General features: G+C 58.9%; 32 protein-coding genes. 17 read left to right on the top strand and 15 right to left on the bottom strand.

Translation table 11 applies throughout. The annotated features are described in order from the left end of the window. Positions 1-52 precede the first annotated feature (52 nt). Complete coding sequence (locus tag Q0X85_RS14110; RefSeq protein ID WP_297772942.1) at positions 53-829, top strand: enoyl-CoA hydratase; 777 nt, start codon at positions 53-55, stop codon at positions 827-829. A 258-nt stretch (positions 830-1,087) separates the two neighbouring features. Here Q0X85_RS14110 and Q0X85_RS14105 read toward each other — a convergent pair whose 3' ends face one another. Further along, positions 1,088-2,074 carry an adenosine kinase gene (locus Q0X85_RS14105; RefSeq protein ID WP_297772904.1) on the bottom strand — a complete coding sequence of 329 codons (987 nt, stop codon included), beginning with the start codon at positions 2,072-2,074 and terminating at the stop codon, positions 1,088-1,090. Beyond that, entirely contained in the window at positions 2,071-2,715 is a 645-nt protein-coding gene (nth, locus tag Q0X85_RS14100) for an endonuclease III (protein ID WP_297772902.1), read from the bottom strand. The genes Q0X85_RS14105 and nth overlap by 4 nt, the downstream gene beginning before the upstream one ends. A gap of 96 nt (positions 2,716-2,811) precedes the next feature. Here nth and Q0X85_RS14095 point away from each other — a divergent pair, with 96 nt between their 5' ends. Beyond that, positions 2,812-3,645 (top strand): bifunctional helix-turn-helix domain-containing protein/methylated-DNA--[protein]-cysteine S-methyltransferase, encoded by an 834-nt coding sequence (locus Q0X85_RS14095; RefSeq protein WP_297772900.1) that lies wholly within the window; start codon positions 2,812-2,814, stop codon positions 3,643-3,645. Between the two features lie 122 nt (positions 3,646-3,767). Next, positions 3,768-4,430, top strand: a complete 663-nt coding sequence (locus tag Q0X85_RS14090; RefSeq protein ID WP_297772899.1) for an OmpA family protein — start codon at positions 3,768-3,770, stop codon at positions 4,428-4,430. A 53-nt stretch (positions 4,431-4,483) separates the two neighbouring features. Here Q0X85_RS14090 and Q0X85_RS14085 read toward each other — a convergent pair whose 3' ends face one another. Both Q0X85_RS14085 and Q0X85_RS14080 read right to left on the bottom strand, forming a co-directional pair. After that, positions 4,484-4,882 (bottom strand): cytochrome c, encoded by a 399-nt coding sequence (locus tag Q0X85_RS14085; protein WP_297772898.1) that lies wholly within the window; start codon positions 4,880-4,882, stop codon positions 4,484-4,486. Positions 4,883-4,947: 65 nt separating this feature from the next. Further along, complete coding sequence (locus Q0X85_RS14080; protein ID WP_297772895.1) at positions 4,948-6,522, bottom strand: lysine--tRNA ligase; 1,575 nt, start codon at positions 6,520-6,522, stop codon at positions 4,948-4,950. A 120-nt stretch (positions 6,523-6,642) separates the two neighbouring features. Between Q0X85_RS14080 and Q0X85_RS14075 the strand changes: the two genes are divergently transcribed. Then, complete coding sequence (locus Q0X85_RS14075) at positions 6,643-7,068, top strand: tellurite resistance TerB family protein (protein ID WP_297772893.1); 426 nt, start codon at positions 6,643-6,645, stop codon at positions 7,066-7,068. A gap of 11 nt (positions 7,069-7,079) precedes the next feature. Here the strand turns inward: Q0X85_RS14075 and Q0X85_RS14070 are convergent, their stop codons facing one another. Beyond that, positions 7,080-8,426, bottom strand: coding sequence for a FliI/YscN family ATPase (locus Q0X85_RS14070; RefSeq protein ID WP_297772890.1), 1,347 nt, complete (start codon positions 8,424-8,426; stop codon positions 7,080-7,082). 84 nt (positions 8,427-8,510) lie between these two features. Here Q0X85_RS14070 and Q0X85_RS14065 point away from each other — a divergent pair, with 84 nt between their 5' ends. The 9 genes from Q0X85_RS14065 to Q0X85_RS14025 are packed head-to-tail and all read left to right on the top strand — an operon-like array spanning position 8,511 to position 13,064. Beyond that, positions 8,511-8,900 carry a FlgB family protein gene (locus Q0X85_RS14065; protein ID WP_297772887.1) on the top strand — a complete coding sequence of 130 codons (390 nt, stop codon included), beginning with the start codon at positions 8,511-8,513 and terminating at the stop codon, positions 8,898-8,900. 10 nt (positions 8,901-8,910) lie between these two features. Then, positions 8,911-9,303 carry a flagellar basal body rod protein FlgC gene (gene flgC, locus Q0X85_RS14060; RefSeq protein WP_297772885.1) on the top strand — a complete coding sequence of 131 codons (393 nt, stop codon included), beginning with the start codon at positions 8,911-8,913 and terminating at the stop codon, positions 9,301-9,303. Between the two features lie 12 nt (positions 9,304-9,315). After that, positions 9,316-9,603: a flagellar hook-basal body complex protein FliE gene (gene fliE, locus Q0X85_RS14055; RefSeq protein ID WP_297772883.1), complete on the top strand. Its 288-nt coding sequence runs from the start codon at positions 9,316-9,318 to the stop codon at positions 9,601-9,603. Between the two features lie 4 nt (positions 9,604-9,607). After that, positions 9,608-9,877: a flagellar biosynthetic protein FliQ gene (locus tag Q0X85_RS14050; protein ID WP_297772880.1), complete on the top strand. Its 270-nt coding sequence runs from the start codon at positions 9,608-9,610 to the stop codon at positions 9,875-9,877. Between the two features lies 1 nt (position 9,878). Further along, entirely contained in the window at positions 9,879-10,592 is a 714-nt protein-coding gene (locus Q0X85_RS14045; RefSeq protein WP_297772878.1) for a flagellar hook-basal body complex protein, read from the top strand. Positions 10,593-10,606: 14 nt separating this feature from the next. Beyond that, complete coding sequence (gene flgG, locus Q0X85_RS14040; RefSeq protein WP_297772876.1) at positions 10,607-11,392, top strand: flagellar basal-body rod protein FlgG; 786 nt, start codon at positions 10,607-10,609, stop codon at positions 11,390-11,392. Next, positions 11,392-11,811 (top strand): flagellar basal body P-ring formation chaperone FlgA, encoded by a 420-nt coding sequence (flgA, locus tag Q0X85_RS14035; RefSeq protein ID WP_297772875.1) that lies wholly within the window; start codon positions 11,392-11,394, stop codon positions 11,809-11,811. Before flgG ends, flgA begins: the two co-directional genes overlap by 1 nt. A gap of 8 nt (positions 11,812-11,819) precedes the next feature. Then, entirely contained in the window at positions 11,820-12,554 is a 735-nt protein-coding gene (gene flgH, locus Q0X85_RS14030; RefSeq protein ID WP_297772873.1) for a flagellar basal body L-ring protein FlgH, read from the top strand. A gap of 24 nt (positions 12,555-12,578) precedes the next feature. Next, entirely contained in the window at positions 12,579-13,064 is a 486-nt protein-coding gene (locus tag Q0X85_RS14025) for a flagellar basal body-associated FliL family protein (RefSeq protein WP_297772871.1), read from the top strand. A 20-nt stretch (positions 13,065-13,084) separates the two neighbouring features. On the opposite strand, the gene Q0X85_RS14020 is transcribed toward Q0X85_RS14025, so the two are convergent. The 10 genes from Q0X85_RS14020 to Q0X85_RS13975 all read right to left on the bottom strand — a co-directional run bounded on the left by Q0X85_RS14020 (position 13,085) and on the right by Q0X85_RS13975 (position 23,033). Continuing rightward, positions 13,085-13,522, bottom strand: coding sequence for a hypothetical protein (locus Q0X85_RS14020; protein ID WP_297772870.1), 438 nt, complete (start codon positions 13,520-13,522; stop codon positions 13,085-13,087). Beyond that, positions 13,519-14,607 carry a flagellar type III secretion system protein FlhB gene (locus Q0X85_RS14015; RefSeq protein ID WP_297772868.1) on the bottom strand — a complete coding sequence of 363 codons (1,089 nt, stop codon included), beginning with the start codon at positions 14,605-14,607 and terminating at the stop codon, positions 13,519-13,521. The genes Q0X85_RS14020 and Q0X85_RS14015 overlap by 4 nt, the downstream gene beginning before the upstream one ends. 2 nt (positions 14,608-14,609) lie before the next feature. Beyond that, positions 14,610-15,341 (bottom strand): flagellar biosynthetic protein FliR, encoded by a 732-nt coding sequence (locus Q0X85_RS14010; RefSeq protein WP_297772866.1) that lies wholly within the window; start codon positions 15,339-15,341, stop codon positions 14,610-14,612. A 35-nt stretch (positions 15,342-15,376) separates the two neighbouring features. Then, a complete protein-coding gene (flhA, locus tag Q0X85_RS14005; RefSeq protein ID WP_297772864.1) occupies positions 15,377-17,461 on the bottom strand; it encodes a flagellar biosynthesis protein FlhA in 2,085 nt (694 codons plus the stop codon). 3 nt (positions 17,462-17,464) lie between these two features. After that, entirely contained in the window at positions 17,465-18,013 is a 549-nt protein-coding gene (locus Q0X85_RS14000) for a transglycosylase SLT domain-containing protein (RefSeq protein WP_366130053.1), read from the bottom strand. Positions 18,014-18,325: 312 nt separating this feature from the next. After that, the gene (locus tag Q0X85_RS13995) at positions 18,326-20,566 is read right to left on the bottom strand and encodes a hypothetical protein (protein ID WP_297772863.1); all 2,241 of its coding nucleotides are present in this window, start codon (positions 20,564-20,566) and stop codon (positions 18,326-18,328) included. Next, entirely contained in the window at positions 20,566-21,435 is an 870-nt protein-coding gene (gene motA / locus Q0X85_RS13990) for a flagellar motor stator protein MotA (RefSeq protein ID WP_297772861.1), read from the bottom strand. The genes Q0X85_RS13995 and motA overlap by 1 nt, the downstream gene beginning before the upstream one ends. Positions 21,436-21,505: 70 nt before the next feature. Next, on the bottom strand, positions 21,506-22,108 hold the full coding sequence (locus Q0X85_RS13985) for a hypothetical protein (RefSeq protein ID WP_297772860.1): 603 nt from the start codon (positions 22,106-22,108) through the stop codon (positions 21,506-21,508). Continuing rightward, positions 22,105-22,515, bottom strand: coding sequence for a DUF6468 domain-containing protein (locus Q0X85_RS13980; protein WP_297772858.1), 411 nt, complete (start codon positions 22,513-22,515; stop codon positions 22,105-22,107). The genes Q0X85_RS13985 and Q0X85_RS13980 overlap by 4 nt, the downstream gene beginning before the upstream one ends. A gap of 11 nt (positions 22,516-22,526) precedes the next feature. Then, entirely contained in the window at positions 22,527-23,033 is a 507-nt protein-coding gene (locus Q0X85_RS13975) for a flagellar basal body-associated FliL family protein (protein WP_297772856.1), read from the bottom strand. 159 nt (positions 23,034-23,192) lie between these two features. On the opposite strand from Q0X85_RS13975, the gene fliF reads away from it, so the two are divergent. From fliF to fliP, 4 genes are read left to right on the top strand one after another with little or no spacing between them, the layout of a single operon-like run. After that, positions 23,193-24,776, top strand: a complete 1,584-nt coding sequence (gene fliF / locus Q0X85_RS13970; protein ID WP_297772853.1) for a flagellar basal-body MS-ring/collar protein FliF — start codon at positions 23,193-23,195, stop codon at positions 24,774-24,776. Beyond that, complete coding sequence (locus Q0X85_RS13965; protein WP_297772851.1) at positions 24,776-25,363, top strand: FliH/SctL family protein; 588 nt, start codon at positions 24,776-24,778, stop codon at positions 25,361-25,363. Before fliF ends, Q0X85_RS13965 begins: the two co-directional genes overlap by 1 nt. Next, positions 25,360-25,662, top strand: a complete 303-nt coding sequence (locus tag Q0X85_RS13960; protein WP_297772849.1) for a FliM/FliN family flagellar motor C-terminal domain-containing protein — start codon at positions 25,360-25,362, stop codon at positions 25,660-25,662. The genes Q0X85_RS13965 and Q0X85_RS13960 overlap by 4 nt, the downstream gene beginning before the upstream one ends. Then, a complete protein-coding gene (gene fliP / locus Q0X85_RS13955) occupies positions 25,659-26,396 on the top strand; it encodes a flagellar type III secretion system pore protein FliP (RefSeq protein ID WP_297772847.1) in 738 nt (245 codons plus the stop codon). Before Q0X85_RS13960 ends, fliP begins: the two co-directional genes overlap by 4 nt. The last annotated feature ends 31 nt before the right edge of the window (positions 26,397-26,427 follow it).

Here is a 26,427-nt window from a genome sequence, read left to right as displayed (position 1 = left end):
GGCCAACAGTGGTAATGAATCGGTCTGATGGAAACAAATGAAAGCTGATTTCATGGCCTATGAGACGATCATCGTCGAAATAGAAGACCACGTCGCCCTCATCAAACTCAATCGTCCCGATGCCCTCAATGCGCTCAACGATCAGCTCATGTCGGAGCTGTCGCAGGCGCTTGGCGAGGCGCAAAAGAACGACAAGGTGCGCTGCATCCTGCTCACCGGGTCGGAAAAGGCGTTTGCGGCCGGGGCCGACATCAAGATGATGAGCGGCAAGGGATTCGTCGATGTCTTCCTCGAGGATCTCTTCACCGATGACAGCGACGCGATTTGCCGCGTGCGCAAACCGATCATTGCCGCTGTCTCTGGCTATGCCCTTGGGGGTGGCTGTGAACTGGCGATGATGTGCGATTTCATCATCTGTTCGGACACCGCCAAATTCGGCCAGCCCGAGATCAATCTCGGCGTCATCGCGGGGCTGGGCGGCACGCAGCGCCTGACCCGGCTGGTGGGCAAGTCCAAGGCGATGGACATGAACCTGACGGGCCGCTTCATGGATGCCGAAGAGGCCGAGCGCGCTGGTCTGGTGAGCCGCGTGGTGCCCGCCAAAAAGCTCATGGAAGAGGCGATGTCGGCGGCGCAGAAAATTGCTGAGAAATCGCAGATCTCGGTGATGGCGGCCAAGGAGGCGGTCAACCGCTCCTACGAGACCACGCTGCGCGAAGGGCTCTTGTTCGAGCGCCGCGTGTTCCACTCGCTCTTTGCGACCGAAGACCAGAAAGAGGGCATGGCCGCCTTCGCTGAAAAGCGCGAGGCACAATTCCGCGACAAGTGAGCGTGTCTGTGGCGTGAGGGGCGCTGCTCCTCTTGGCCTGCGGCCAATTCACCCCGGAGTATTGGAACCATAAAGAAACATGAAAATGCGCGCCCGGGTTTGACACACGCAACACCCGGGCGCGGCGTCTTCATGGACGGTCATCGGCTCTCCAGCCTGTACCGCACCTCGAGCATGACATGTCAGGGTTAACAAACCCTTGTGTTTCTTTATGGCAAAAATACTCGAACCCGGACCCTGCCACGGGCTGCACGCCTCTCAGATCAGCCCTTCGGCGGCAAAGAGCGCCTTGACGTCCGCATCGGGGCGGGCCCCGTAGTGGCCAATCACCTCGGCGGCGGCGATACAGCCCATGCGTCCCGCCACCTCCAGCGGGCGCTGTGTCGCAAGGCCATAAAGCAACCCGGCGGCGAATTGATCGCCCGCGCCGGTCGTGTCCACCGGCTCGACGCGCTGCACAGGCACCGTCACCGTTTCCGCACCCTCGACCAGCACCACGTCCTGTCCCGAACGGGTGCAGACGATCAGCCCGCTTTCCTGCGCCGCCTGCTCCAATGCGGCGCCGAGGTCCTCGGTCTCGTAGAGCGCGCACCATTCGTGCTCGTTGCCTATGACGTAATCCAGCTCGCGCAACAGCCCGCGAAAATCGACGCGGTGCCGGTCTACGCAGAACGGATCGGACAGCGTGATACCGGCCTTGCCACCCCCGGCCCGCGCCGCGCGCGCCGCGCGCTCGAACGCCGCTTTGCCCTTGGGCTTATCGAATAGATAGCCCTCGAGAAACAGGAGCCCCGCCTGCCCGGCCACCTCTTCGGAAACGTCGCCCTCGCCCAGTTCGGTGGAAATCCCCAGATAGGTGTTCATCGACCGCTCGCCATCCGGCGAGACAAAGATCATCGAGCGCGAGGTGGGCAGTGCACCGTCGCTGCGCGGGGCGTTGACGAAATCGGTGCCGACCTCGGCCATGGCCTGTGCGTAATAGTGGCCCAGAGCATCATCGCTCACCCGCCCGATGAAGCCGGTCGAGAGGCCGAGTGCACCCAGTCCCGCGATGGTATTGGCCACCGAGCCGCCCGGCATCTGCCGCCGGTCGGTCATGTTCTCGTAGAGAAATTCGGCGCGCTCGGTCCCGATCAGCTGCATCACGCCCTTGTCGATGCCCATCCGCGCCAGAAATCCGTCGTCGCACTGGCTGATCACGTCCACCACGGCATTGCCGATGCCGACGGCCTGATATTTGGTCATAAGGTCTTGTCCTCGAATAAGCAGAGATCACGGATGAGGCAGGTGCCGCACATCGGTTTGCGGGCCTTGCAGGTGTAGCGGCCATGCAGGATCAGCCAGTGATGCGCGTGGCGCTGGAAATCCACCGGGATATTGTCCTCGATGGCGCGTTCGACGGCGTCGACAGTCTTTCCCGGGCAGATGCCGCTGCGGTTGCCGACGCGGAAGATGTGCGTATCCACGGCCTGCGCCGGGTAGTGCCACCACATGTTCAGCACGACATTGGCGGTCTTGCGTCCAACGCCCGGCAGCGATTGAAGGGCCGCACGGGAATTGGGCACGTTGCCGTCATACTCCTCCACGAGGATACGGCTGAGCTTCATCACGTTGCGGGCCTTGTTGCGGTAGAGGCCGATGGTCTTGATATGCTCGGTCAGCGCGTCTTCGCCAAGGGCGAGCATCTTTTCCGGCGTGTCAGCGATTTGGAACAGCGCGCGCGTGGCGCGGTTCACGCCCACATCGGTCGCCTGAGCCGAAAGCGCGACCGCCACCACCAGCGTGTAGGCGTTGACATGTTCCAACTCGCCCTTGGGTTCAGGCTCTGCGGCCTCGAACCGGGTAAAGATCTCGCGGATCGTGTGATAATCGAGCTGGCGCACCATTGGCGTTCTATGACGGGATTTGGCGGGATCCGCAACATTCGGGTCGCGCGCCAAGCGCGCCCGGCCTATCTTGTGGCAAAGCTGTCAGGATATGCGATGACCGATCTCGAACAGAGCTACCACTTCAATGTCATGCGCCGCGCGATCGAATTGATCGACGGGCGCGACGAGACCCTCTCGCTCAACGATCTGGCCGCCGAAATGGGCATGAGCGCCGCGCATTTCCAGCGCCTGTTTTCGCAATGGGTTGGGGTCTCGCCCAAGCGGTACCAACAATACCTGACGTTGGGCCATGCCAAGGATCTTCTGGCGCAGCGCTACACGACGCTGGAGACAGCCGATGCGGCAGGGCTGTCGAGCTCGGGGCGGCTGCATGATCTTTTTCTGCGGTGGGAGGCGATGAGCCCCGGGGAGTTTGCGCGCAAGGGATCAGGATTGACCATTCATTACGGTTGGTTCGACAGCCCGTTCGGCGAGGCGCTTGCCATGGGCACGGATCGCGGATTGTGCGGCCTGGCCTTTGCCGGAGAGTTCGGGCACGCCGCGACCATGGCCGATATGCGCGCGCGCTGGCCGGATGCGGCCTATATCGAGGCCCCCGACAGGATCGCGCCTTGGGTCGAGGCGGGCTTCGACGGGCGGAGGGAGGCCGCGCTGCACATGATCGGCGCGCCCTTTCAGATCAAGGTCTGGGAGGCGCTGCTCGCCATTCCCTCGGGCCATGTCACCACCTATTCCGAGATCGCCGCGGCCATCGGCAGCCCGCGCGCGGTGCGTGCAGTGGGCACCGCAGTGGGGCGCAACCCGGTCAGCTTTCTAATTCCATGCCACCGCGCCCTGCGCAAATCGGGGGGGCTTGGCGGCTATCACTGGGGCCTGCCGGTCAAGCGGGCAATCCTCGCATGGGAGAGCGCAAGGGCCGACGCATAGGCGGATTTCTGCGCGCCATTCCTGGTCTTTCCCCCTGAAAACCCCTTGGGATAGGGGTTGTTATTGCATATCATCAAGTCGATCCCGATCTATCGGGCGTGTCCATCAAAGAGGCGAAATTCATGATCCGAGCACGCAACCCCCTTCTCATTCTTTCCGGCGCGTCCCTGCTATTGGCAACCGCGTGCACCGACCCGGCCTATGTCAACGGGACGGACCCCAATCAGAAAACCAAGCAAGGCGCGCTTCTGGGCGGGATACTCGGCGCAGGAACAGGCGCAATTGTCAGCGATGACAAGGGCAAGGGCGCCCTCATCGGTGGCATCCTTGGCGCGGCTGGTGGCGCGGCGATTGGCAACGCGCTGGACAAGCAAGAGGCGGAACTGCGCCAGCAACTCGACAATGACGTTCAGATCGTCAACACCGGCGACCGGCTGATCCTCACGATGCCGCAGGACATCCTTTTCGCGGTCGACAGTTTCAACGTCACGCCCGTATTGCGCGACGATCTCTTCAAGGTCGCGCGCAGCTTGCAGAAATATCCCGACACGACAGTGCAGGTCGTGGGCCATACCGACAGCGATGGCGCGGCGAGCTACAATCAAACCCTGTCAGAGCGCCGCGCCAATGCCGTGGCTGATGTGTTGATGACCGGCGGCGTATCTTCGGCAAGGCTCAGAGCGTTCGGGCGCGGCGAAGACCAGCCCGTCGCGTCAAATCTGACCACGGAAGGCAAAGCACAAAACCGGCGTGTCGAGATCGTGATTCTGCCGAACGCACGATAACCGCCTAATGCCGTTGAGAACGTGGCAGGCCGATCATGGCCTGCCACTTGTCTTCAAGGCTTCTGAATGCTCTCCAGATAGGCCATCAGCGCCGCCAATGGACGGGGGGTGGGTGTCAGCACCCCATCGCCAACATCCACGGGCACCGTATCGCCTTCGAGCAACAGGCCAAATTCCGGCATCTCCTTACCCGGCAGATCTGTGCGGTCATAACCGTCGATCACCGACAGAACATGTGCACGGGGAAACGTACCTTCCTCAGAGAATTTCGTAAGGTCGGCGGGCGGCGGCACCATGCCCGCAGCCCAAGGCCCGTCGCCCTTACCCGATGCCCCGTGGCATTGCGCGCAATTCTCGGCATAGATTGCGGCCCCCTCGCTGGCATCCGGCATGGAAACCGTCTGCGCGCAGGCCGCGAGCGCCGCCGCTGTCAGGATGGCTATGGTCCGCATCGTTTGCCCCTCTGTTGCACTGTTAGAAGCCTAGCAAGCGGACCAGAACCGCGCAATGACCCAGATCAGGCCAGTTCACCCGCCAGCCCCTTGTCGATCAGCGCCACCGTCTCCTGCACACCATAAAGTGCTACGAACCCGCCGAAACGTGGCCCCTGAGAGGCCCCCAATAACACCTCATAAAGCGCCTTGAACCAGTCGCGCAGCGGATCGAAGCGGTCGCGCCCGACGGCGTAGACGATGGATTGCAGCGCCTCGTCCTCCACCGGCCCGTCATAGACCGCGAGTTGATCGCGCAGGTCGGTCAGCGCCTCTCGCTCCAGATCTGTAGGCGCGCGATAGGTCTTGGCGGGGGCGACGAAATCCTCGTAATAGCGCACCGCGTAACCGGCGGCGGCATCCATGTCGGGATGGGTCTCGGCGCTTGCCTCAGGCGCATAGCGGCGGATGAAGCCCCACAGCGTCTCTTTGTCATGCGCGGCCGAAACCGAGGCGAGGTTCAGGAGCATCGAGAACGGCACCACCATGCGGCTCTCTGGCACGTCGCCGTTGTGGATGTGATGCACCGGGTTGTTGAGGCGCTGCGTGATGTCCTGCCCGGCATAGGCGCGCAATTGTTGGTGATATTCGTCCACCGCCTTGGGGATCACGTCGAAATGCATGCGCTTGGCGGTCTTGGGCTTTTGATACATGAAATAGCTCAGGGATTCCGTCGAGGCATAGCTCAGCCATTCGTCGATCGAGATTCCGTTGCCACTCGACTTGGAGATCTTCTGGCCGTTCTCATCCAGGAACAGCTCATAGGTGAAATGCTCGGGCGCGCGCATGCCAAGGGCGCGGCAGATGCCGTCATAGATCGGCGTGTTGGTCGAATGGTCCTTGCCATACATCTCGAAATCGACGCCAAGCGCCGCCCAACGGGCGCCGAAATCCGGCTTCCATTGCAGCTTCACATTGCCGCCCGTCACCGGCAGCGTCCATTCGCGCCCGATCTCGTCGTCGAAGGTCACGGTGCCGTCCTTGGCATTGACCTCCTTCATCGGCACATAGAGCACGCGCCCCGTCTCGGGATGGAGCGGCAGGAAGATCGAATAGGTCTGCTGACGCTCCTCGCGCAAGCTTTTCAGCATGATCTTCATGATGTCGTCATAGCGCTCGGCGGCGCGCAAGAGCACCTCGTCAAATTGCCCCGACGCATAGAATTCAGTCGCCGAAATGAACTCGTAGTCAAATCCGAAGGTATCGAGAAACCGGCGCAGCATGGCGTTGTTATGCGCGCCAAAGCTCGCGTGCGTGCCGAACGGGTCCGGCACGCTCGTTAGCGGCTTTTGCAGATGCTCGGCCAGCATCTCGCGGTTGGGGACGTTGCCCGGCACCTTGCGCATCCCGTCGAGATCGTCCGAGAAACAGATCAGCCGGGTGGGGATATCGCTGATCGTCTCGAAGGCGCGACGGATCATCGTGGTGCGCAGCACCTCACCGAAGGTGCCGATATGCGGCAGGCCAGAGGGGCCATAGCCCGTCTCGAAAAGGACATGGCCTTTTTCGGGCGGGTTTTTCTCATACCGTTTGAGCACGCGGCGCGCCTCTTCAAAAGGCCAGGCTTTCGAATTCATCGCGGCGTCGCGCATCTCGGACATGGGATTGTCTCCTCTCGCACCGGTCAGGCCACCGGCAGGGCTTCGCCGGTTCCTATTGCGGGGGGGCGGAACAGTCAATATTCTGCACCGCAACAATGCTCCTCCACGAAAGGCCAGCGAATGTCTGAACAGCTTCCCCATCCGCTTACACCGCAGGATTGCCTCGTGGCGGTCATGATTGCCATATCCGCCTCGGACGAAGACATGCGCACGGCCGAACTCGTAAAGATAGAGAGTACTGTGAACAATCTGCCAGTGTTCGCCGATTATGACCTCGACCGCCTGCGCGTGATGTCGCAAACCGTATTCGATCTTTTCGCGGTCGAGGACGGCCTTGACGCCCTTTTTGGTCTGATCCGGTCCAACCTGCCCGAACGCCTCTATGAGACGGCCTACGCGCTTGCCTGCGACGTGGCTGCGGCCGATGGCACGCTCAATGAACGCGAATTGCGACTGCTTGAAGAAATCCGCTACGAGCTTGATCTGGACCGCCTGCACGCCGCCGCGATCGAGCGGGGCGCACGAGCACGCCACATGACGGCCTGAGCAGGGTCAGCTTACCGGGCCCGCGTGCCCGAGGAGGCACCGGCCCGACGCAGAATGACAGAAAGGCGTGAAAAGCTGTTCTTGGCCGACACCGCTTCTTTTTCGGCGAGAAAGCCATCCAGTTCGGGCCAGATACGCATCGCTTGATCCAGTTCAGGGTCACTGCCCTCGGCATAGAGGCCCGCCTTTATCATGGTCTCGGACCGCGCATAGCTGCCCAACAGGCCGCGGGCGCGCGCGATCAGGGTATTTTCCTCGTCACTCGCCGCCCGCGGCAGGCTACGCGAGACCGAGCGCAAGAGATCTATCGCCGGATACCGCCCGCGCTCTGCGATCTGACGGTCCAGCACGACATGGCCATCCAGCACGCCTCGGAGAATATCCGCGATCGGCTCGTCCATGTCCGACCCCGCAACCAGCACCGTGAAGAGCGCGGTGATATCGCCTGTCTCATCCTCTCCCGGCCCGGCGCGCTCACAGAGCGACATGATCAAATGCGACGTCGACGCAGGAAAGCCGCGTAGCACGGGCATCTCACCGGCCGCGGTCGCCACCTCGCGATGCGCCTCGGCAAGCCGCGTGATCGAGTCTGCCAGAAACAGCACCTGCCGTCCCTGATCGCGAAAGAACTCTGCCACAGCCATCGCCGCCCACGCACAGCGCCGGCGTATGAGCGGAGAACGATCCGAGGTCGCGGCGACAATGACCGCACGGCGCATGCCTTCTGGTCCCAGCACATGCTCGACGAAGTCTCGAAGCTCGCGACCACGCTCGCCAATCAACGCGATGACAACGACATCCGCCTGCATGTAGCGCGCCAGATGGCCCAGAAGCATGGTTTTCCCCACACCCGATCCAGCAAACAGCCCCACACGTTGCCCGCGCACGATGGGCAGCACCGTATTGAAGGCAGCCATCCCGCTTTCCAGCCGCGTGCCCATCGCACGTCGTCGCGCCGGGGGTGGTGGATCAGCGCGCAACGGCAGTATTCCGGCACCGCGCAGGAGTGGCCGGCCATCAAGGGGCTCACCGAAAGGGTCGATGATCCGGCCAAGCCAGCTATCGGCAGGCGAAATCACGGCCCTGTCACCCAAAATTACCCGATCCCCGAGGGCCACCCCTTCAGGCGCGTCATCCGGTAGCACCAATAGCGCGGCCGCCTCCAGTTGAATGACCTCACCCGCCAGTATGCCCCCGGCCCGACGATGGATGACGATCCGGTCGCCGAGCCGGGCGAGATCAGACAGGCCACTGATCCGCAACGCATTGCCGCGCACAGATATGACCCGTCCGACCATGCGCGTCGCGCGCAGCCCGGAAATCTCTGCCTGAAGGCCTGCCATGTTTTGCCTGATCATCGAACGCTCCAATCATTTCCTGAAAACAATTTCTAAAGGAATCAGGGTTAAGCCTTGATTGAAGCCAATCGAGGGAGAACCCCGATGTTTGAAAACCTTGAGATCTTTCGCATGGCGCATGCCATGGCCAGCCATGCCGGTGCGCGACAGGCTATCGTGTCGCAGAACATGGCAAATGCGGACACGCCCGGGTATTCCGCGCGGGACATCACGCCCTTTGCGTCATTCTACGAGCCACAGGCGGCGGCCCTGCTGCCGCGCGCCACGCGGGAGGGGCATATGATAGGCCGCGGTCCGGATCGTGGCTTTGATGCCATCGACGACCCGACCGCCACAGCCGATCCCAATGGCAATTCGGTCTCGCTCGAAACCGAGATGCTCAAGTCGGTCGATGTAAAACGTCAGCATGATCGCGCCCTTGCCATATACAAATCCTCGCTCACCGTGCTGCGCACGGCGATCGGGCGTCGCTGAGGGGCATGTCATGAGCGATTTTTCCAACGCATTGTCAGTCTCAACCAGCGGCCTCAAGGCTCAGGCACAGCGCCTGCGCCACGTGTCCGAGAATATCGCCAATGCCGACACCCCCGGGTATCGCCGCAAGACGGTGTCTTTCGAAACGGCGTTTGGCCGCTCGAATGGCAATGGCAAGGTAGAGGTAAGCCGCGTCAATCTCGACCGGCGCACACCGCAGCAAATCTACGACCCCAGTCACCCGCTGGCAGACGAAACCGGCCATTACCAGGGCTCGACGGTGGATCTGATGATCGAGATCGCGGACGCGCGCGAAGCGCAGCGCAGCTATGAGGCCAATCTCAAGATGTTCGATCAGGTTCGGCAAATGTCTGCCGGGCTGATGGACCTGTTACGTCGATAAAGGAGATCCAGAATGGATATCACAGGACTGAGCGCCACCCAGAAATACACCGCGTCCCGCGCCGCGACAGAGGCCACGGGCGAGAGCGGAGGGGGCGAGGCGCTTCATTCGCTGGCCAAGGATTTTGCCGCCACCCTGAAAGAAAGCGAAGAGGTTGCAATGTCGGCCATGACTGGCACGGCCGATCCGCATGCGCTCGTGCAGGCCCTCGCACAAACCGAACTCGCTGTCGAGGCCGCGATCACAGTGCGCGACCGGGTCGTGGAAGCGTATCAGGAAATCCTCCGCATGCCGGTCTGAGCCGATGCTGAATGAGGTTCTGTTCTTTGACACGCTGCGCGAAGGGCTCTGGATCTCTGTGATCATTTCCTTGCCGATCCTGGCCGTCGCGCTCCTGGCTGGTCTGGTGGTCGGGCTCTTTCAGGCTCTGACCTCGATTCAGGAACTCACGCTCACATTTGTGCCCAAACTTGGCGCGATCGTTGTCGTGTTCTGGATCACCATGGGGTTCATGACCCAAACGCTGGTCACCTTCTTTCAGGATCGGCTGATCCCGCTCATCACAGGAGGTTGAGATGGAGAACGCAGGCTATACCACTCTGACCCGGCAATCCGGCCTCCTGCGCGAATTGCAGGTGGTGGCCAATAATATCGCCAATGCGGCGACCACCGGGTATCGTCAGGAGGGATTGATCTTTTCCGAATTCGTCTCACGCGGTCAAGAGGGCCCGTCCCTGTCCATGGCGCGCGGCAATGTGCGGATGACCTCGATGCTTCAAGGCCCGCTCGTTCACACCGGCGGCACGCTCGACATGGCGATCGAAGGTGAAGGTTTTTTCCTCGTTGAGACACCCGAGGGGGAGCGTCTGACGCGTGCGGGCAATTTCACCATGTCCGCACAAGGGGATCTGGTGACGCCGGATGGCTACAGGGTGCTCGACGCGGGCGGGGCTCCGGTATTTGTACCCCCCGACTCGCAGAGTATCGGGCTATCACCCGATGGCACGCTCAGCGACAATGGGCGCCCCCTCGCTCAGATCGGCTTGGTGCGACCAATCGAGAGCTTTGAGCTGACCCGCGAGGACGGGGTGATGTTTCGCAGCGCGGGCGGCTTTGAGCCAATCCTCGAAAGCCGCGTGCTCCAGGGATTTCTGGAAGGCGCGAATGTCGATCCGATCAGTCAGATCGCCCGCATGATCGAGGTGCAGCGTGCCTATGAGATGGGCCAAAGCTTTCTCGACTCGGAAAACGAGCGCGTGATGACCGCGCTCGATTCCTTCATCCGTTGACCAAGGAGAAAGAGATGCACATCCTCAAGATCGCCGCCACCGGCATGGCCGCCCAGCAAATGCGGGTCGAGACGATTTCAAACAATCTCGCAAACATGTCGACCACGGGCTACAATGCCCGACGCGCGGAATTTGCGGACCTCCATTACCAGCAACTCGCGCGCGCCGGCACCATAAACGCGGCGGACGGTACGGTTTTGCCGACGGGCGTCCAGCTCGGGCTCGGGGTGCGGCCATCGGCAATTTCGGTGCAATTGTCCCAAGGCTCACTCTCGCAGACAAATGGCGATCTCGATGTCGCCATCGATGGCAGCGGCTATCTTGAAGTCACGCTCCCCTCCGGCCAGGCGGCCTTTACGCGCGACGGCGCGCTCAAACGATCCGCGGATGGGGTGATCGTGAATTCCGACGGCTTTCCGGTCGCCCCGGAGATCACGATACCCGAGGATGCGCGCAGCATCTCGATTAACGCCGAGGGCGAGGTTTTCGGCTTTTTCCAGGATACTGCCGAAGCACAACAGCTTGGCCAGTTGAATCTGGCTGGTTTCACCAACGCAAAAGGTCTTGAGGCCATTGGCAACAATCTCTTTATTGAGACCGAAGCCTCGGGCCCTGCGAATGTGACGACTGCCGGGCAGGATGGCCTTGGCACATTGCGTCAGGGCTACCTCGAAGACAGTTCTGTCGATCCGGTTCGAGAAATCACAGAACTGATTGAGGCCCAACGCGGCTACGAGCTCAATGCCAAGGTGATCACCGCCGCCGACCAGATGCTAAGCGCGACCACGCAGGTGCGCTGATGCGGTTTCCGGTAGCATTCACGTTTACTATCATGTTGGCTAGCCCAGTGCTGGCGGACATGATCGTGGCAACCCGCACAATCCGGGCACAGGAAATCCTTGGCCCCGGCGACCTGCTTTTGAAACCTGACACAGGCAAAGGTGACGTGGTCCTGTCCGATCTGATTGGCATGGAAACGCGCGTCGCGCTCTATCCCGGGCGTCAGGTTCGCGCCGCCCACGTAGGCCCACCTGCCATCGTGGAACGCAATCAGATTGTTCCCCTCATCTACGCGCGCGTGGGCCTTCAGATCACGATCGAGGGTCGGTCACTGGAACGGGCGGGCATTGGCGATCGCGTCCGGGCGATGAACCTGACTTCGCGCGCGACAATCACGGGTCGCGTTACGTCAACCGGCCAGATCATGGTCTCGCAATAGGAACGATGATGCCGTCTTTTCGCCTCCCAATCAGCCTGATCCTGATCCTTTCCGTCGCCGCCTGCGCGCGTATGGACCATATCGGCAAGGCACCCAGCTTCACACCCACCATGAATTCCACCGAGCAGCTCGCGATGCTCAACCCGGGACTGCCACTATCAACCGCACGAGAAACAGCATTGCAACATGCATCACTCTGGAGCGGAGGCAAACAATCCCTGCTGGGGGATCGGCGCGCAGCCCAGAGGGGCGATATCATGACAGTCGTAATCGAGATCGATGAGGAGGCCGAGATATCGAATTCGACCGAACGTTCCCGTTCCGGATCGGAGACCCTCGCGATCCCGGACCTTTTCGGGCTGCCGCAACGGATCAACAAGGACCTGCCGGAAGGCGCCAGTCTCGATCGCGCAGTCGGGCTCAACTCCTCCGGACGGTCCGGCGGCGACGGCTCGGTGAGCCGCAGCGAAGAGCTGACACTGCGCGTGGCGGCCACGGTGATGCAGGTCCTTCCCAATGGCGTTCTGGAGATCCAAGGGTCACAAGAGGTAAGGGTCAATTTCGAACTGCGCGAATTGCTGGTCACCGGGTTTGTGAGACCAGAGGATATTTCGCGCAAGAACGAGATCACCTATGACAAGATCGCGGCAGCGCGCATTTCCTATGGCGGGCGCGGCCAGATTACCGACGTCCAGCAGCCGAGGCTGGGCCAGCAGGTTCTGGATGCCATTTTGCCCTTCTGAACCAGCCAAAGGAGGCCCTACGCCATGATCTCAAAGCTACTGCCAGTCTTTCTACTGTTAATCGGGATCGTGGCGGGGGCGGGTGCGGGACATATGTTAAGATCCGAATCCGATATCGGTGACGACGCCCCAACCGAAACAACCGATCAGGTCCTGTCCCACGGTCACACACCGCCCGATACGAATCCGACAGAAATTGTCAAACTCAATAATCAGTTCGTCGTCCCGGTCGTTGACCGCGACATGATCGGCGCAATGGTGGTCCTGTCGCTCAGTGTTGAAACCGGACCAGGCAGCGCCTCGGCTGTCTATGAGCGTGAGCCAAAGCTTCGCGATGCCTTGCTCCAGGCGCTTTTCGATCACGCGAACATAGGTGGTTTCGACGGCGCATTCACGAATGCGCGCAACATGGATATGCTGCGCGCCTCGTTGCTTGACGTGGCACGGAACATTCTTGGCGAGGCGGTGCAAGGGGTACTCATCACCGAGATCGCCCGGCAGGACGTGTGACGGTTCTTCCCGCTAGACCACTACTCGATGTCGCGATCGCCCCGCGCCACCAGCAGCGCAAACTCATCAACAAGGCCGGCACGCTTTGCAATGCGGCGGGCGATCCGGCCATTTGTCTCGGTCTGTGAGAGTTGGCAAGCCGCCTGATGCTTGCCGAATGCATGGCGCATACGGACAGTCATCTGTCCTTTGCGGCCCAAGAGTCTAGCCAGTTCAGAATGCAATTCTGACTTTCTCCGGCCGATAAAGCCCTGCCACATCAGATCAGCTCCGACTTCACGATAGCCCAGCAAACTTTCGTTTGGCGCGTCACGGGCGGCACAGCGGACGGACTCGAGTTGACTGATCTCTGCACGCAACCTTTGTTCTTCGGCGAAAAGAGCCTGCAGCTGTGCCGCCTGCGCTTGATAGAGCGCGTCGGTCAAGCCCACAATTCCGGCATAGGCATCGCGTTTCATCCGAAACTCCTGGTCTTGCGCCTCATTTCATCGGCAAATCGGATGGCCACAGCAACCGCCGCATATTGGTCCGGGTCGATTTCCTCACCCAGATTTGTGGTGGCATGCAGGGCCCTTGCAACCGGTGGATCAAGTTGAACGGGAACGCCGTGTTCCTGTGCAAGCTTGCGAATTGCCAGGGCAATGTGGTCAACACCCTTGGCCACACAGACCGGAGCAGAGCCCGGGGCACGGCTCCACTTCAACGCGACCGCGAAATGCGTCGGATTGACGATCACCACATCCGCCCCCGGCACATCCGCCATCATTTGCTGCGATGCGATTTCCATGCCTCGCCGACGGCGTTGCTGTTTGACGGCGGGATCACCATCATTCTGCTTCATCTCGTCGCGCACTTCCTTATGTGACATCCGCTGCCGACGCAGGTGATCGAAATACTGCCAGAGATAATCAATCACACCCACGGCCAAGGTGATCAGAAAGGTGATCAATAGAAACTCGATGATTATTTGCCCGATCATAGCGCCTATCATCGCCGGTGCCGCGTGCACGGCACCGGCCATTTCCGAAAGGCGATGGGACAGAAAACTGCCTAATAACGCACAATAAAGAACCAGCTTGGAAAAGCTCTTGGCAAACTCGAAAAGACCGGATGGTCCAAACTTGTTCTTGGCATTTTCAACAGGGTCAACCCGAGACAGCTTTGGCTCGAGCTTACTAGGTGCGACGACGAAACTACGCTGCGCAAACACCGTGAGCAACGCGGCCAGCGCCGGTACGATAAACAAGACCGAGAGCCCGCCCATTCCTTGCCCTAGCAGACCACCAAGGGCAGAGGACGCGCGCCCATCTTTAAAAATTAGATTGGCAAGTTGGTGCGGCTGGTCGAGCAAAACCATCAGGCTCCCGCTGACAGTCTGAACGCTTGTACCACCTAAGAGCAAAAGCGCCAGCAAAAGCCCGCCATAGGATCCTGCCGTGTTCAAATCAGCAGAGCGCGCGACCTCACCCTTTTTGCGCGCCTCGTCCAGTTTGTGCTGGGTCGGCTCATGGGTTTTCTCAGTATCGTCTTCCTGCCCGTCCATCTCTATCCACCAAATGGATTTGCAATGAACGCCGCAAGGCCCTGAACCCAGACCACCAAGAGGACCGGAGCGACAAGCATGAGGAGAAAAAGTGCGAGCGCAGTGATGGCCGGGGCACCGACGAAAACCACCATGAGTTGTGGCATTGCGCGATTTATGATGCCCAAGGTGAGATTGTAGAGGACCGACACCAGCACGAAGGGGGCCGCAAGCGTGAAGCCAAATGAGAAGGCATGAGCGATGCGCGCCACACCCCATTGCGAAACGGCTTCCACAGCTGGAAATTCCGTGGCGGGGAAGATCCGGTAACTGTGTATGATAAGCTCGGCTACGCGCAAGTGAAGCCCGAGAAGCATCATGAGAGCGAGCCCGCCAGTGACCAGAAGATGCCCCATGGCCGGAAGCGGCGTGACGCTGGCGCTCCCGAGAATTTGCGACAGGGAAGTCGATTGCGCGGCGATCGAGCCCGCCATTTGCAACGTCATCAGGAACAACCGAAGCCCAATGCCGATCACGATGCCGACAAGCGTTTCAGCAAGTATTGCATGACCTGTGACCGCCTGCTCTTCGATGACCTTAGAAAGCTCAGGCATCAGCGCTGGTGACGTGACCAGCGTAAATGCGAGCGCAAGGATCAGCTTGATCCGCATGGGAACCGACTGCTCACCAAATCCGGGCAAAAGCCCGATGATTGGAGCGATGCGAAAGAACACCAGCGCATGCAGCCAAAGCATCTCATGAGCAGTGTCAAGCAGCGCAGGCAGAGACGTCACACGCCCACCACGCCGACCAAGGCCGGTTTGCTATCGGGTCCGATCTCTTCAAACGACATTACGGGAAGTGTAAGATTTCTCGCTATCAAGATGGTTCGCAGAAACCTCCGACGCATGCTTGAGGTAACCAGGACCGGCGATACGCCGTTTTCACCGGCCTGTTTCACCTGCTCGGCCACGGCCGATGTCAGGGTGTTGAATACATCTGGGGGTAAAGCGACATCCATTCGACCCCGGTCGCCATCTGACTGGTACGTGACGAATGTATCCTCCCATTCCGGTGCCAGTTGTATAAGGGGTAAGCTACCATCCGCTCGTTGCATATTGGCGACCATCTGAAAGCCAAGCCTTTGTCGAACATGCTCACAGATCATTTCCGGCTGATTGCCAAGGTGTCGCCCCTCCGCAATCGCCTCAAGAATAAGAGGCATGTTGCGGATCGAAACTTGCTCGGCCAACAGCAAGCGCAGCACCGCATGAAGCAGATCAGGAGAGACACGATCCGGAATCATCTCCTCCAAAAGCTTGCGATTGGCCTCGGCGCGCGCTTGATCACTCAGGTTAGCCATCTCATCCAATAGTCGCCGCATCGCCTTCATTGTAAACAAACGACTTAAATTGCGGCGTATGACCTCAAGTAAATGGGTGGCCAGAACCTCTGGTGGCGCGACTAGCGTGACGCCCGAGAGCGCAGCATGGTCCTGATCATGCGCCGGTATCCATCGGGCAGGCGCACCGTAGACAGGTTCTTGAACAGTATCGCCAGACGGGAGCCCAGGGTGGTGATCTGGATCAAGCGCAAGCATATGATTTTCCATCAGAAAAGCGCGTGCTTGCTCCACTCCGTGTATGCGGATCACATAGCTGCTAGCCGGCATGCCCGGATCATCGGTCAATCGAATATCGGGGAGGATAACACCATAACTCGTTGCGACGAACCGGCGAAGATTGGCGATACGCGCCTCTAGTCCGGTGCCGGGATCAAGGACCATATTGACCAGATCAGGTGCAAATTCAACGTGGATGTCATCAAGTTCAAGGATATCTCCCATGGATTTTTCAGGCATCACCACGGGTCTAGGTGCCGTATCAGTAGATGGCATACTGTCCCGACGATGCCTGAAGCTGAAGAATGCGATTGCGCCCAACACAAGCCCACCAATCATGAATGGAAGAAAGGGCAGCCCTGGCACCAGAGCAAAGACCACCATCAGCAACGCAACGGTCACAAGTGCGGCCGGATGGCGCCCGAGTTGTTCGACGATCGTCAGATCGGTTGCACCCTTGTTTCCGCCCCGCGCCAGTAACAGGGCGGATGCGATGGATATGATCACAGCCGGTATTTGCGTGACCAAGCCATCACCAATCGTCAAAATCGTATAGGTTTCAAATGCGCGACCAACCGGCATGTCATGCAACACAATCCCGATCATCAGCCCGATGAACAAGTTCAGAAGCGTAATTAAGAGCCCTGCAACCGCATCGCCCTTGACGAATTTGGATGCCCCATCAAGCGACCCGAAGAATGTGGTTTCCTGCTGTTCGCGTTCGCGGCGGTCTCTCGCCTCCTGATGATCTATGGCTCCCGCCGACATATCGCTGTCGATCGCCAACTGCTTGCCCGGCATGCCGTCAAGCGCAAACCGCGCCCCTACTTCGGCCATCCGTGCTGCACCCTTGGTTATCACCAGAAAGTTCACGATCAGCAAAACCGAGAAAACGACGAGCCCCAAGAATACATTTCCACCAATAATAAAATTGGCAAAACCTTCGATGACCTCGCCAGCTGCATCCGTCCCTGTGTGGCCTTCACCGATGATCAGCTTGGTCGATGAAACATTCAGCGAGAGCCGGAGCATGAGCGAGGCAAGGAGAATTGTAGGAAAGGCAGAGAAATCCAGTGGCCGTTCGATGAACAAAGTCACTGTGAAAATCAAAATGGCAAGTGAGAAAGACGCTGCCAACCCCACGTCAAGCATCCATGACGGGACGGGCAAGATCATCATTACGATGACGGCCATGAGCGCAATCGCAAGAAGGACCGTCGGCTGAAAAATCGCCCTTAGAGAAACCCATGCCATGCTTCAGAGACCTATGAAAGCACTGCGCTTATCGCCAAATACGGAGCCCGCAACACCGCCCTTAGGCACTGAGGACCCGAGCGCACGCGATCGAACGGAGACGGTCGAATCTTCCAAAAGCGAATGGGACTTTGCCTGTTTTGCCCCCCTTTGAAGCCGAGTTGTCGTTTCAGCGAGGCGCGCATGAATACGGTCGAAGCGATCTCTGTATGCGTTGGCATATTCAGCAGTTCGGGAATGATAAGTACCTGCTGCAATTGACCAGTTTCCGGTCTCTTCGTGCAAATCCGACAAGAATTTCGCCGCATATGTCGCATTCGAGACTGGATCAAGCATGTGATCAATGGACCGAAAGGCTTCGCCATGCCATCGGTAGTTGATCTGAAAGCATCCGATGTCAAAACTTCGCGCGCCGCGTCCAAACTCTGCGTAGACATAGGACAGCGCTGCGTCTCTGCTGTCGAACCAATGTCCTGCCCCCTCCATGTTGACCGTCCAGGGCCATGGCGTAAGGTCCCCGAGAACCCCGCGCCCGGTTTCCGCACGCGTCACCGACCTGAGCACGGACAAAGGGACTCCTGTTGCAATAGATGCGCGATATGCCGCGACATCGCAGGTATTCAACACCACGGCTCTGTCTGAAGCTGACAGAACGCCCGCGGTGCCCGCCATTAGACACATGACAGAAAAACCGGCCAGGCGACGGACCACGCTGCTGATGGGTATAGAGCAAGCCACCCGCAAGTTACCGGGCCACGATTTACTATGTAACATACCAAGGAATCTCCTCGAAGAACGACGTTCTTTCACTCGTGCATCCAGCATAGAATCCGGGTGTTGAGATTTGGTAAGGATGCGCCAAGCTCAGGGGCTTGTGGCGAAGGACGGGCTCTCAAGGAGCTCGACCAGAGCGTCTCGCAAACTCGCACTTTGGTCCAAAAGGCGTAGATTGCGCGCCAGAAGGTCCTCGCCATCCGGCGTTTCCTCCTCAACGACCAAGGCCGCCAGTTTCCGGATGACTTCGTCATCGGATTGCGCCAGTTTGGACCAATCTTCCGCCCTCCAGGCCGCTTGCTGCGCCTCAGCCGAATCGCCCAAGTCGGATAGATACTCCGCAGCAGCCGCATAATCCCCCAACATACTGCGAGCACGCGCTTTTGCGCGGGCGCTCTCAGGGCTAACAAGGCCCAGCAACTCCGCTTCAGCCGCGTGCGGGTGCCCCAACTTCAATTCGATTTCCGCAAGGATCAGGCTATGCCGTTCACTTTGCACGCCTGCGTTCACCTGATCCATGACTTGAGATGCCTCCAAGACAAGTCCAACGTTCAAAAGCCGTTCTGCGATACTGAGCGCCGTTTCATGAGGTAGCACTCGCAGATGCTCGGAGGGGGCTCCTGCCGCATAACGCAAAAAGTCGATATCTCCCGCCTGCTCGACCAACAGCCTGACTAGATCATTCCGTGTCTCGGCTTCCGTCGCTTGCATCAGGTCGGGAGCGATGCGCCGAAGTTCGGAAAATGCGTCTTCGAATGCCCCCGCCGCCGCCAACGCCCGTACATAGGCATTGCCAAGCGCGCGCCCGAAGGGTTCTCCGCGATGTTCCTGGAAGTAGGCACCGGCCAGTTGCGCACTGTCATACGGGACCTGTCGATTTTCGCCAAGCCGGCGTTCGATCAATGCCAGTACAGCCTTTGCAGATGGCTCTAGGCTATGTTCTATCGCGGCTCCAAGAGCAGCCTCACCCAGTTTATCCTTGCCATTGGCAAAGGCCAGTTCCGCCGTTGCCAATTCCTTGGCCGGTGCCTCGGATGGCTCGGCATATCGGATGGTCCTCAATATCGAATGCGCCGTATCCCGATGACCGGCCTCCAGAAACTTCCGAGCCAGCTCCGGGCCAAGGTGACGGCGCAAGTGCCCGGGCAAGGCCCCGAAGGATCGCAATATGGCCGGGTGATCAAGTGGCTGATCTGCCGGGATGGTGGGGTGAGCAATTGCAGCCCAAACCACACTTGGACCGTCACAGCCGAGATCATTCCGAAGCAAATGTTCGCGCGTTGACTCAAAAGAATCGACGAGGGCGGCCATTTCCCCGACAATCTGCAACTCGATGGTAAAAGGCTCTGCGAGCGCGACGACTTGCGCGGCCTCCGCGCCAAACCCAAAAAATACGTATAGCCGCGCCAACGCGAGGATAGCCTCCGGATCCGCCATGTCAAATTCGCGGGTGAGGCCCCGATTCAACGCCCCTACCTGTACATGAAAAGGCGCATCCGCGCCCCAAGCCGGAACATCGACAAGGTGCTCGGAAAGACACTCCGATAAGATGCGATGGCGACTATCACCCGGATTTCGGGATCTGACCAGATGCTCTAGACCGCCCGCGGGTGCAACCCTCATGTTCTGCAATGGATGATGCGAGGACGTGCCTTGGATTTTCGGACCTGCGGCGTTCGTATTCAGAGCTGGCACAGATCTCGTCCGACGCTCTGCCTGCTTCACAATCGATGGTTCAAGCAATCCAAGTCGCGCAGCGTGGTCCATTTCCGCCATCAGGTTCTTTTCCATGTCTGGGAGAGAGCCACTGCCAGAGTCAGTTCGGGCTAGGCCCTCTTGGGCACCAGAAATGATCGCTTTCGTTGTCATTTCAACGGCACGAGAGATCGGGCGCAAAGCATCAGAGAACTCTAGCGGCACGGTATTTTCCTCGTCGGTCACCAGCTCTCGCTCGGACGGGCGCGTGGCACCAACCGGGTTGTCCTCAATATCGATGACCAACATGGATTTGTCGTGCCAGAAAAAGTTCACGTCACAATCACACGCGAACGTCAAATCGAGACGCTTCTGGCCCTCCGGGGCGATGATCTCCTTGAGACGCCCTTCGGTCAAACGATCATGAACTCCGCGTATATCAAACTCAGGCCGATCAGTCTTAAGAACCACCGATACGCCACCTTCACGCCGCTCGCTTGACCATTCCAGACGTGCCGGCATGTCGAGAACGAGACGTGAAAACCCCTCGTGCTCCCCGGAACGCACCCGGATGGATTGGGCGCAAGCAAACGAGGCCGGTAGCATTAGAACGGCAACGAAGACGATACGCCGCATCACGCTGCATCCTGTTTCAGTGATTTCAATGCGTCTTCGAGAGCAATGAAGCTTGGGCGCTTGTGATGCGGTGTGTTCTGGCGCCCAACTTCGATACAGATGTTTGTGGCATGGTTGTGAAGATTGGCGACCAGAACCTCGCGAATGAGTTGGTAAAAGTGCCCATCTTCCTCAACCACGTCTTTGACCTTTGCCGCAAAAGGCCCAACCAAGCCATATGACAGGAACACGCCGAGAAATGTGCCGACCAGCGCACCGCCGATCATCTTTCCAAGGATTTCCGGCGGTTGATCAATGGACGCCATGGTCTTGATAACACCGAGCACCGCGGCAACGATGCCGAGCGCAGGCAGGGCATCGGCCATGGTTTGCAATGCATGGCTGGAATGGAGCGCGTGATGCAGGCTGGCCTCCATTCGCTTTTCCAGAACTTCCTCGACTTGATGTGGATCATCATAATTCATGGAGGCGGATCGCAGGGTATCCCCAATCAGGGCAATCGCTTCCGTATCGGCCACTACTTTCGGATACTTCGAGAAAATGGCAGAGTCCTCAGGTGCCTCGATATGCTCTTCGATCGCAATCGGATTCTGTCGCCCCAAACGGATCAATTCGAATAAGAGGCAAAGCAGATCCTGGTAGTCTTGCGGTTTCCATTTCGGGCCCTTGAATACCTTGCCGACATCTTTGAGCGTGTGTTTAATCGCGGAGCCATCGTTGCTTATCAAAAATGCTCCTACAGCCGCTCCTCCGATCATCATGAGCTCGAATGGCAACGCCTTGAGAATGATCCCAAGCTTGCCCCCGGCGGCCACGTAGCCGCCAAAGACCATGATGAAGATAACGACAATGCCGATGATTCCGAACATTTTTTCCTCGCTGGCAGTGACCAGCCGGATATTGGCATCAACCGATTAAGAAATGCTGACTTGCCGAGAGTCATTGCCTTGGAACATTCGCATTCCGGCCGGCCAGAATGACGCTGATCCCATGCGCAGCCGCAGGCGACATGCCCGCCATGATCTCGGCGGCCGCATCTGCACGCATACGGCCTAGAAATCCGGCAGCGAACACGGGATCCATCTCTTCGAACACGGCCGAGGCCTGCTTCGGCTTCATTGCCTCATAAACCTTGATAAGCTGTGCCACGTCGTTTTCAGCCGCCGTTTCGGCAACGGCAACCATGCGCCGGAGGTTATCCTCTGCTTGCATCAAGGCCCTCATCTTGCGGTCTATTTCCTGCTCCGCAATATCGAGTGCATGCAGGCGGTCTCCCATTGCCGCTTCCCGATCGTCAAGCCTGGCTTCACGCGCCTGAAGGGAGTCGAGCACAAGTTGAAGGTCGTCAGGCGTTTCGCATTTCTCGTTTGTCACCGCTTGCTCGACAGGAGGTTCCGCCTCCGAAGAGACCAGTGCCAGGGCCTGGCCCGCCCCTCCTCCGACACGGACCAGTGCTGAAGATATGAGAAATGTCGACAGTATGAAAAGAACACCGCGCGCACGTGGGTGACCGCGCCTTCCACGTCTGACGGGCTGGGTCATGTCGACACCTCTCTCGCCATGCCCGGATGCCGCTTGAACACGGGGCCGGAGGCCTGGGCTGATCCCACGGCAGATCTGTCCTCTGGCGGCTCAGTCCTTTTCGGTTCGGTCTTTGGCGGTGGATCGGAAAGGTCGTGCATCGAGGCGACCAAGAGCTCCAATCGCCGAGCGACATCTTCGGCCCGCACCGTCAAAGCCTCCAGCGATCGTGTCGACTCATCCGCCGTGTGACGTGCATCATGCAATGTCTTGGTCAGATCGTCTACCTGCGCCGAGAGAACTGCCACCGCTCCTCCCATACCGCTTTCGAGATCGTTGAAGCGTGTCAGGCGGCGTGCGAGAATGTAGCAATAAAAACCAGCGCCTACCGCTCCGGCGACAAGCAGAACATCCGCGATCATTTCCATAGCTCCAATCCTCAGTTCAGCACAAATTCCATAATGAGAAGGTCATTGATACGGCCTCCACCAGTCACCACCTGAATGCGCCGCAAGAGTTGCGCGCGCAGCCGTACAAGGGCGCTTGTCTCTTCGAGATCCGACAGTTTAAGCGCTCGAAGATAGGTATTCATGACATCGACGATCCGTGGCTGAAGGTCCTCGACATCTGATTTGAACGCACTCTTCACCTCAAGCTCTGCCCTGAAGCGCAAATGTAGACGCTCGGCGCCCTGACCGACCGAGACGACCAGCGGAGAGATTGGCACGAACGCGACGTCGGGCATTTCGGCAACCGGTATTGCATGCTCCATTTCCGCCCCATCTTCGCCTGAGTCTGCGATGTCGGCACCAAGTGCAAGGATACCGGATCCAACAACAAAATAGCCACCGCCACCGCCCAATACTGCGAGCACGAGCCCTACGAGCAGCGGCTTTTTCAAAGAGGTCTTCGCGGGTTTGTTCTCGGGTTTGTCCGGTTCCGCCATGTTCAGCCCTCTTGTTGCAGACAACGCTCATATAGGCAGACAGAAACTAACCGAATGTTAAGTCTGATCGACGAATGATGGCTTCAGAATCTTGGCAAAAGCCCTGTATCCGGAGGCACTCAATTGCAGCAGATCACGACACTCTGGCACTCTCTTGGCATGCGCAGCAGACTTATCGTTTTCGGCGCCGCGTTTGTTATATTCCTGGCGGTCCTGTCGCTTGCTCGCATGACCTCGAGTCCGAGCATGACGTTGCTATATGCCGGTCTCGAGAGCGGCGCCGCTGGCGAAGTTGTCGGTGCGCTCGAACAACGCGGTGCGCGGTACGAGGTGAGAGGTGGCTCCATCTTTGTCGATTCGGCACGCCGGGATGAGCTGCGCATGACCCTCGCCGGCGACGGTCTACCGAGTGCCAGCTCCAGGGGTTACGAGCTGCTTGACGGTCTGTCGGGCTTTGGCACGACTTCTCAAATGTTCGACGCAGCCTATTGGCGCGCGAAGGAAGGCGAGCTTGCGCGCACAATCGTCGCTCATCCGGCGATCCAGAGTGCGCGCGTGCACCTTGCGTCTGCGGGATCCAACCCTTTTCAAAGGGACATTCGCCAATCCGCATCGGTCTCCATTACAGCGCGCGGCGGCGAGATCAGCCCAAAACATGCCCGTGCGCTCCAGTTTCTTGTCGCCTCCGCTGTCGCGGGGCTTTTGCCCGAGAATGTCTCAATCATTGACGCAGATGGCAGTCTGATCAATGGCATGGAGGAAATCAAGGCAGTGACAACAGATGACCGGGCAGAGGCGATGCGGATACGCGCTGAGCGTTTGCTCGAGGCGCGTGTAGGACGCGGCAATGCTGTGGTGGAACTGGCGTTACAGACCGTTACCCGGACAGAATCCATCCGCGAGAGAAAGTTCGATCCCGAGGGGCGCGTTGCAATCAGCACTGACACTGAAGAGCGCGCCAACACGTCAACCGACGAGGGCGGCGATGTGACTGTCGCGTCAAACCTTCCCGACGGTGACGCCGCTGGTCAGAGCGCATCGGCCAGTGAGAACACCGAAACGCGAGAACGCATCAACTACGAGGTCTCGAGTACCGAGCGCGAAATCGTCCAGCAGCCCGGCGCGATCAAGCGAATGACGGTCGCGATCCTGATCAACGGCCTGACCGCGCCCGATGCCGCTGGCGCGCCCGTATTTCAACCCCGACCAGAGGAAGAACTGAATTCGCTTCGCGATCTGGTGGCCTCTGCAGTCGGGCTCGATGACGCGCGCGGCGACAAAATCACGATCCGAACCATGCAATTCGAGCCGGTGGAAGTCTTGGGAACTCCGGTGGAGGCAAACCTGCTTGATCGGCTCGCGATTGACGTCTTGACCCTTTTGCAATCTGCATTCCTCGCTGTTGTCGCTCTGGTTCTGGGTCTTTTTGTCCTGCGGCCAATTCTGGCACGTTCCGCGACGGCATCTCCAGAACGCCTGACTGCACAACCCCAAGCCGATGGACCACCAGACAGTGATCTGGCCCCCATATCGGGCGAGATCGACGAGAGGGACATTGACGAAACCGGTCTGTCCGACATCTCTGCAACGGCCCTGTCGGACCGCAGCTTAACCGCCATGAGTCACATGAGCGACGAGACCGAGGATCCGGTCGCCCGCCTACGTAACATGATCGAACATCGCCAGGACGAGACGGTCGAAATCCTGCGAAGCTGGCTGGAAGGCGAAGAGGAAAAAGCCTGATGTCCATTTCACATCTGCTGGATGATTTCGGGCCGATCGCACAAGGAACGCCGTTGGCTATGACCGATATCTCTTTGGAAGAGGAACGCCTCGAAGCATTTGAAAAGGGCTATCAGGCCGGATGGGACGACTCTGTGAAATCGCAGATCGAGGATGGCCGCAGGATAACGGCCGACCTGTCACAGAACCTTCAGGACCTGTCTTTCACATATGAAGAAGTCCACACCTCGGTCATGGACATGATGCACCCGTTACTGCAGCAAATTATCGCTACGGTCCTGCCTGCTGTCTGTCATGCAACACTGTCGTCTCGCATCACCGAGATCCTGCATGACCTGATCGACCAACAAGATCGGCAGCCTGTTGAGGTCTCGGTCGGTCCGGATGACAAACCCATACTGGATCAGCTTGCAGCCGACCTGACTGATGTCGAGTTCGAGATTGTCGAGGATACAGCCCTCACAAGCGGACAGATATTTCTGCGCATCGGTCAGAACGAGCGTTCAGTCGATCTTCAGGATGTATTGAAGCGGATCGAGCAGGCCGTATCCGGCTTCTTCCTAGAGAACAGAAAGGCAGTCGCATGACCGACGATGTTTCCAATGACAAAGACTTGCTCAGATCGGAATTGCAGACACCCTTTTCATCCGTTCCCATAGAAATCACGGTTTCGGTCGGAAAGGCGCGCCCGCTGATCAAGGAATTACTTAAACTTGGCAAGAACGCGGTTCTGCCATTGGACCGTCGGGTTGACGACGCGGTCGAGCTTTACGTCGGCGAACGCTTGATCGCCCGCGGTCAACTCGAAGAGGTTGAAGGAGATCAGGAAGGCCAGATCGCTGTCCGCCTGACCGAGGTTGCCAATCTGCAAGATGGTCTCGGATGAGGAATAGTCTCGCGGCTGTGTTTATTGCAGTCATCTTCACAGTCGGCTTCACCGTGCCTGTAACGGCACAGGATCTCTCGATCTCCTTGGGCGATGACGCCTCGATATCGGCGCGCACGATACAGATTATTGCTCTCATCACAGTTCTCAGCCTCGCGCCCGGGCTGGCCATAATGATCACGTGCTTTCCGTTCGTGGTCACAGTCCTTTCGATCCTGCGGCAGGGCATCGGCCTCCAACAATCGCCACCCAACATGTTGATCGTCAGTTTGGCGTTGTTTCTGACCTATTTCGTGATGGAGCCTGTTTTCATGGACGCATGGACCACGGGTATCAATCCGCTCCTTCAGGAAGAGCTCGAGGCCGATCTTGCCATCGAACGCGCGCTGGTCCCGTTTCGCCAGTTCATGTTCGGGCGCGTGGAGAGCGACACCTTTGCTGCCATGGCCGCGCTTCGACCGGATGCATCCGGCATCATCGCCAGTCCCGACGCGCCGCTCTCGGTTCTCGTCCCGAGCTTCATGCTCTCGGAAATCTCACGTGCCTTTCAAATCGGGTTCCTGATCTTTTTGCCATTTCTGGTGATCGATCTGGTCGTCGCCGCGATCCTGATGTCCATGGGCATGATGATGGTGCCGCCAGCGATTGTGTCCTTGCCGTTCAAGCTCGCGTTCTTTGTCATTGCGGATGGCTGGACACTAATCGCGCAAAGTCTCGTCAGAGGATATTTCTGAGTAACGCCAACCGTGCGTGGATGCGATAGCA

This window comes from uncultured Roseovarius sp. (assembly GCF_947259555.1).
In the GTDB taxonomy this organism is placed as follows: Bacteria; Pseudomonadota; Alphaproteobacteria; order Rhodobacterales; family Rhodobacteraceae; genus Roseovarius.
Note: the sequence above shows the minus strand (reverse complement) of the source record. Positions and strands in the feature narration are given on the sequence as shown.

Excerpts from the sequence above, each read along its gene's own strand:
- Q0X85_RS14045 (WP_297772878.1), top strand. The coding sequence starts at position 9,879 with ATGGAGAACGCAGGCTATACCACTCTGACCCGGCAATCCGGCCTCCTG.
- Q0X85_RS13995 (WP_297772863.1), bottom strand. The coding sequence starts at position 20,566 with ATGCGGCGTATCGTCTTCGTTGCCGTTCTAATGCTACCGGCCTCGTTT.
- Q0X85_RS14105 (WP_297772904.1), bottom strand. The coding sequence starts at position 2,074 with ATGACCAAATATCAGGCCGTCGGCATCGGCAATGCCGTGGTGGACGTG.
- Q0X85_RS14070 (WP_297772890.1), bottom strand. The coding sequence starts at position 8,426 with ATGATCAGGCAAAACATGGCAGGCCTTCAGGCAGAGATTTCCGGGCTG.
- nth (WP_297772902.1), bottom strand. The coding sequence starts at position 2,715 with ATGGTGCGCCAGCTCGATTATCACACGATCCGCGAGATCTTTACCCGG.
- Q0X85_RS13985 (WP_297772860.1), bottom strand. The coding sequence starts at position 22,108 with ATGACCCAGCCCGTCAGACGTGGAAGGCGCGGTCACCCACGTGCGCGC.
- Q0X85_RS13975 (WP_297772856.1), bottom strand. The coding sequence starts at position 23,033 with ATGGCGGAACCGGACAAACCCGAGAACAAACCCGCGAAGACCTCTTTG.
- Q0X85_RS14080 (WP_297772895.1), bottom strand. The coding sequence starts at position 6,522 with ATGTCCGAGATGCGCGACGCCGCGATGAATTCGAAAGCCTGGCCTTTT.
- Q0X85_RS14085 (WP_297772898.1), bottom strand. The coding sequence starts at position 4,882 with ATGCGGACCATAGCCATCCTGACAGCGGCGGCGCTCGCGGCCTGCGCG.
- Q0X85_RS13960 (WP_297772849.1), top strand. The coding sequence starts at position 25,360 with ATGACCGACGATGTTTCCAATGACAAAGACTTGCTCAGATCGGAATTG.
- Q0X85_RS14110 (WP_297772942.1), top strand. The coding sequence starts at position 53 with ATGGCCTATGAGACGATCATCGTCGAAATAGAAGACCACGTCGCCCTC.
- flgH (WP_297772873.1), top strand. The coding sequence starts at position 11,820 with ATGCCGTCTTTTCGCCTCCCAATCAGCCTGATCCTGATCCTTTCCGTC.
- motA (WP_297772861.1), bottom strand. The coding sequence starts at position 21,435 with ATGTTCGGAATCATCGGCATTGTCGTTATCTTCATCATGGTCTTTGGC.
- fliE (WP_297772883.1), top strand. The coding sequence starts at position 9,316 with ATGGATATCACAGGACTGAGCGCCACCCAGAAATACACCGCGTCCCGC.
- flgA (WP_297772875.1), top strand. The coding sequence starts at position 11,392 with ATGCGGTTTCCGGTAGCATTCACGTTTACTATCATGTTGGCTAGCCCA.
- Q0X85_RS14050 (WP_297772880.1), top strand. The coding sequence starts at position 9,608 with ATGCTGAATGAGGTTCTGTTCTTTGACACGCTGCGCGAAGGGCTCTGG.
- flhA (WP_297772864.1), bottom strand. The coding sequence starts at position 17,461 with ATGGCATGGGTTTCTCTAAGGGCGATTTTTCAGCCGACGGTCCTTCTT.
- Q0X85_RS13965 (WP_297772851.1), top strand. The coding sequence starts at position 24,776 with ATGTCCATTTCACATCTGCTGGATGATTTCGGGCCGATCGCACAAGGA.
- Q0X85_RS14075 (WP_297772893.1), top strand. The coding sequence starts at position 6,643 with ATGTCTGAACAGCTTCCCCATCCGCTTACACCGCAGGATTGCCTCGTG.
- Q0X85_RS14010 (WP_297772866.1), bottom strand. The coding sequence starts at position 15,341 with ATGCTTTGGCTGCATGCGCTGGTGTTCTTTCGCATCGCTCCAATCATC.
- flgC (WP_297772885.1), top strand. The coding sequence starts at position 8,911 with ATGAGCGATTTTTCCAACGCATTGTCAGTCTCAACCAGCGGCCTCAAG.
- fliP (WP_297772847.1), top strand. The coding sequence starts at position 25,659 with ATGAGGAATAGTCTCGCGGCTGTGTTTATTGCAGTCATCTTCACAGTC.
- Q0X85_RS14090 (WP_297772899.1), top strand. The coding sequence starts at position 3,768 with ATGATCCGAGCACGCAACCCCCTTCTCATTCTTTCCGGCGCGTCCCTG.
- flgG (WP_297772876.1), top strand. The coding sequence starts at position 10,607 with ATGCACATCCTCAAGATCGCCGCCACCGGCATGGCCGCCCAGCAAATG.
- fliF (WP_297772853.1), top strand. The coding sequence starts at position 23,193 with ATGCGCAGCAGACTTATCGTTTTCGGCGCCGCGTTTGTTATATTCCTG.
- Q0X85_RS14025 (WP_297772871.1), top strand. The coding sequence starts at position 12,579 with ATGATCTCAAAGCTACTGCCAGTCTTTCTACTGTTAATCGGGATCGTG.
- Q0X85_RS13980 (WP_297772858.1), bottom strand. The coding sequence starts at position 22,515 with ATGGAAATGATCGCGGATGTTCTGCTTGTCGCCGGAGCGGTAGGCGCT.
- Q0X85_RS14095 (WP_297772900.1), top strand. The coding sequence starts at position 2,812 with ATGACCGATCTCGAACAGAGCTACCACTTCAATGTCATGCGCCGCGCG.
- Q0X85_RS14065 (WP_297772887.1), top strand. The coding sequence starts at position 8,511 with ATGTTTGAAAACCTTGAGATCTTTCGCATGGCGCATGCCATGGCCAGC.
- Q0X85_RS14020 (WP_297772870.1), bottom strand. The coding sequence starts at position 13,522 with ATGAAACGCGATGCCTATGCCGGAATTGTGGGCTTGACCGACGCGCTC.
- Q0X85_RS14015 (WP_297772868.1), bottom strand. The coding sequence starts at position 14,607 with ATGGACGGGCAGGAAGACGATACTGAGAAAACCCATGAGCCGACCCAG.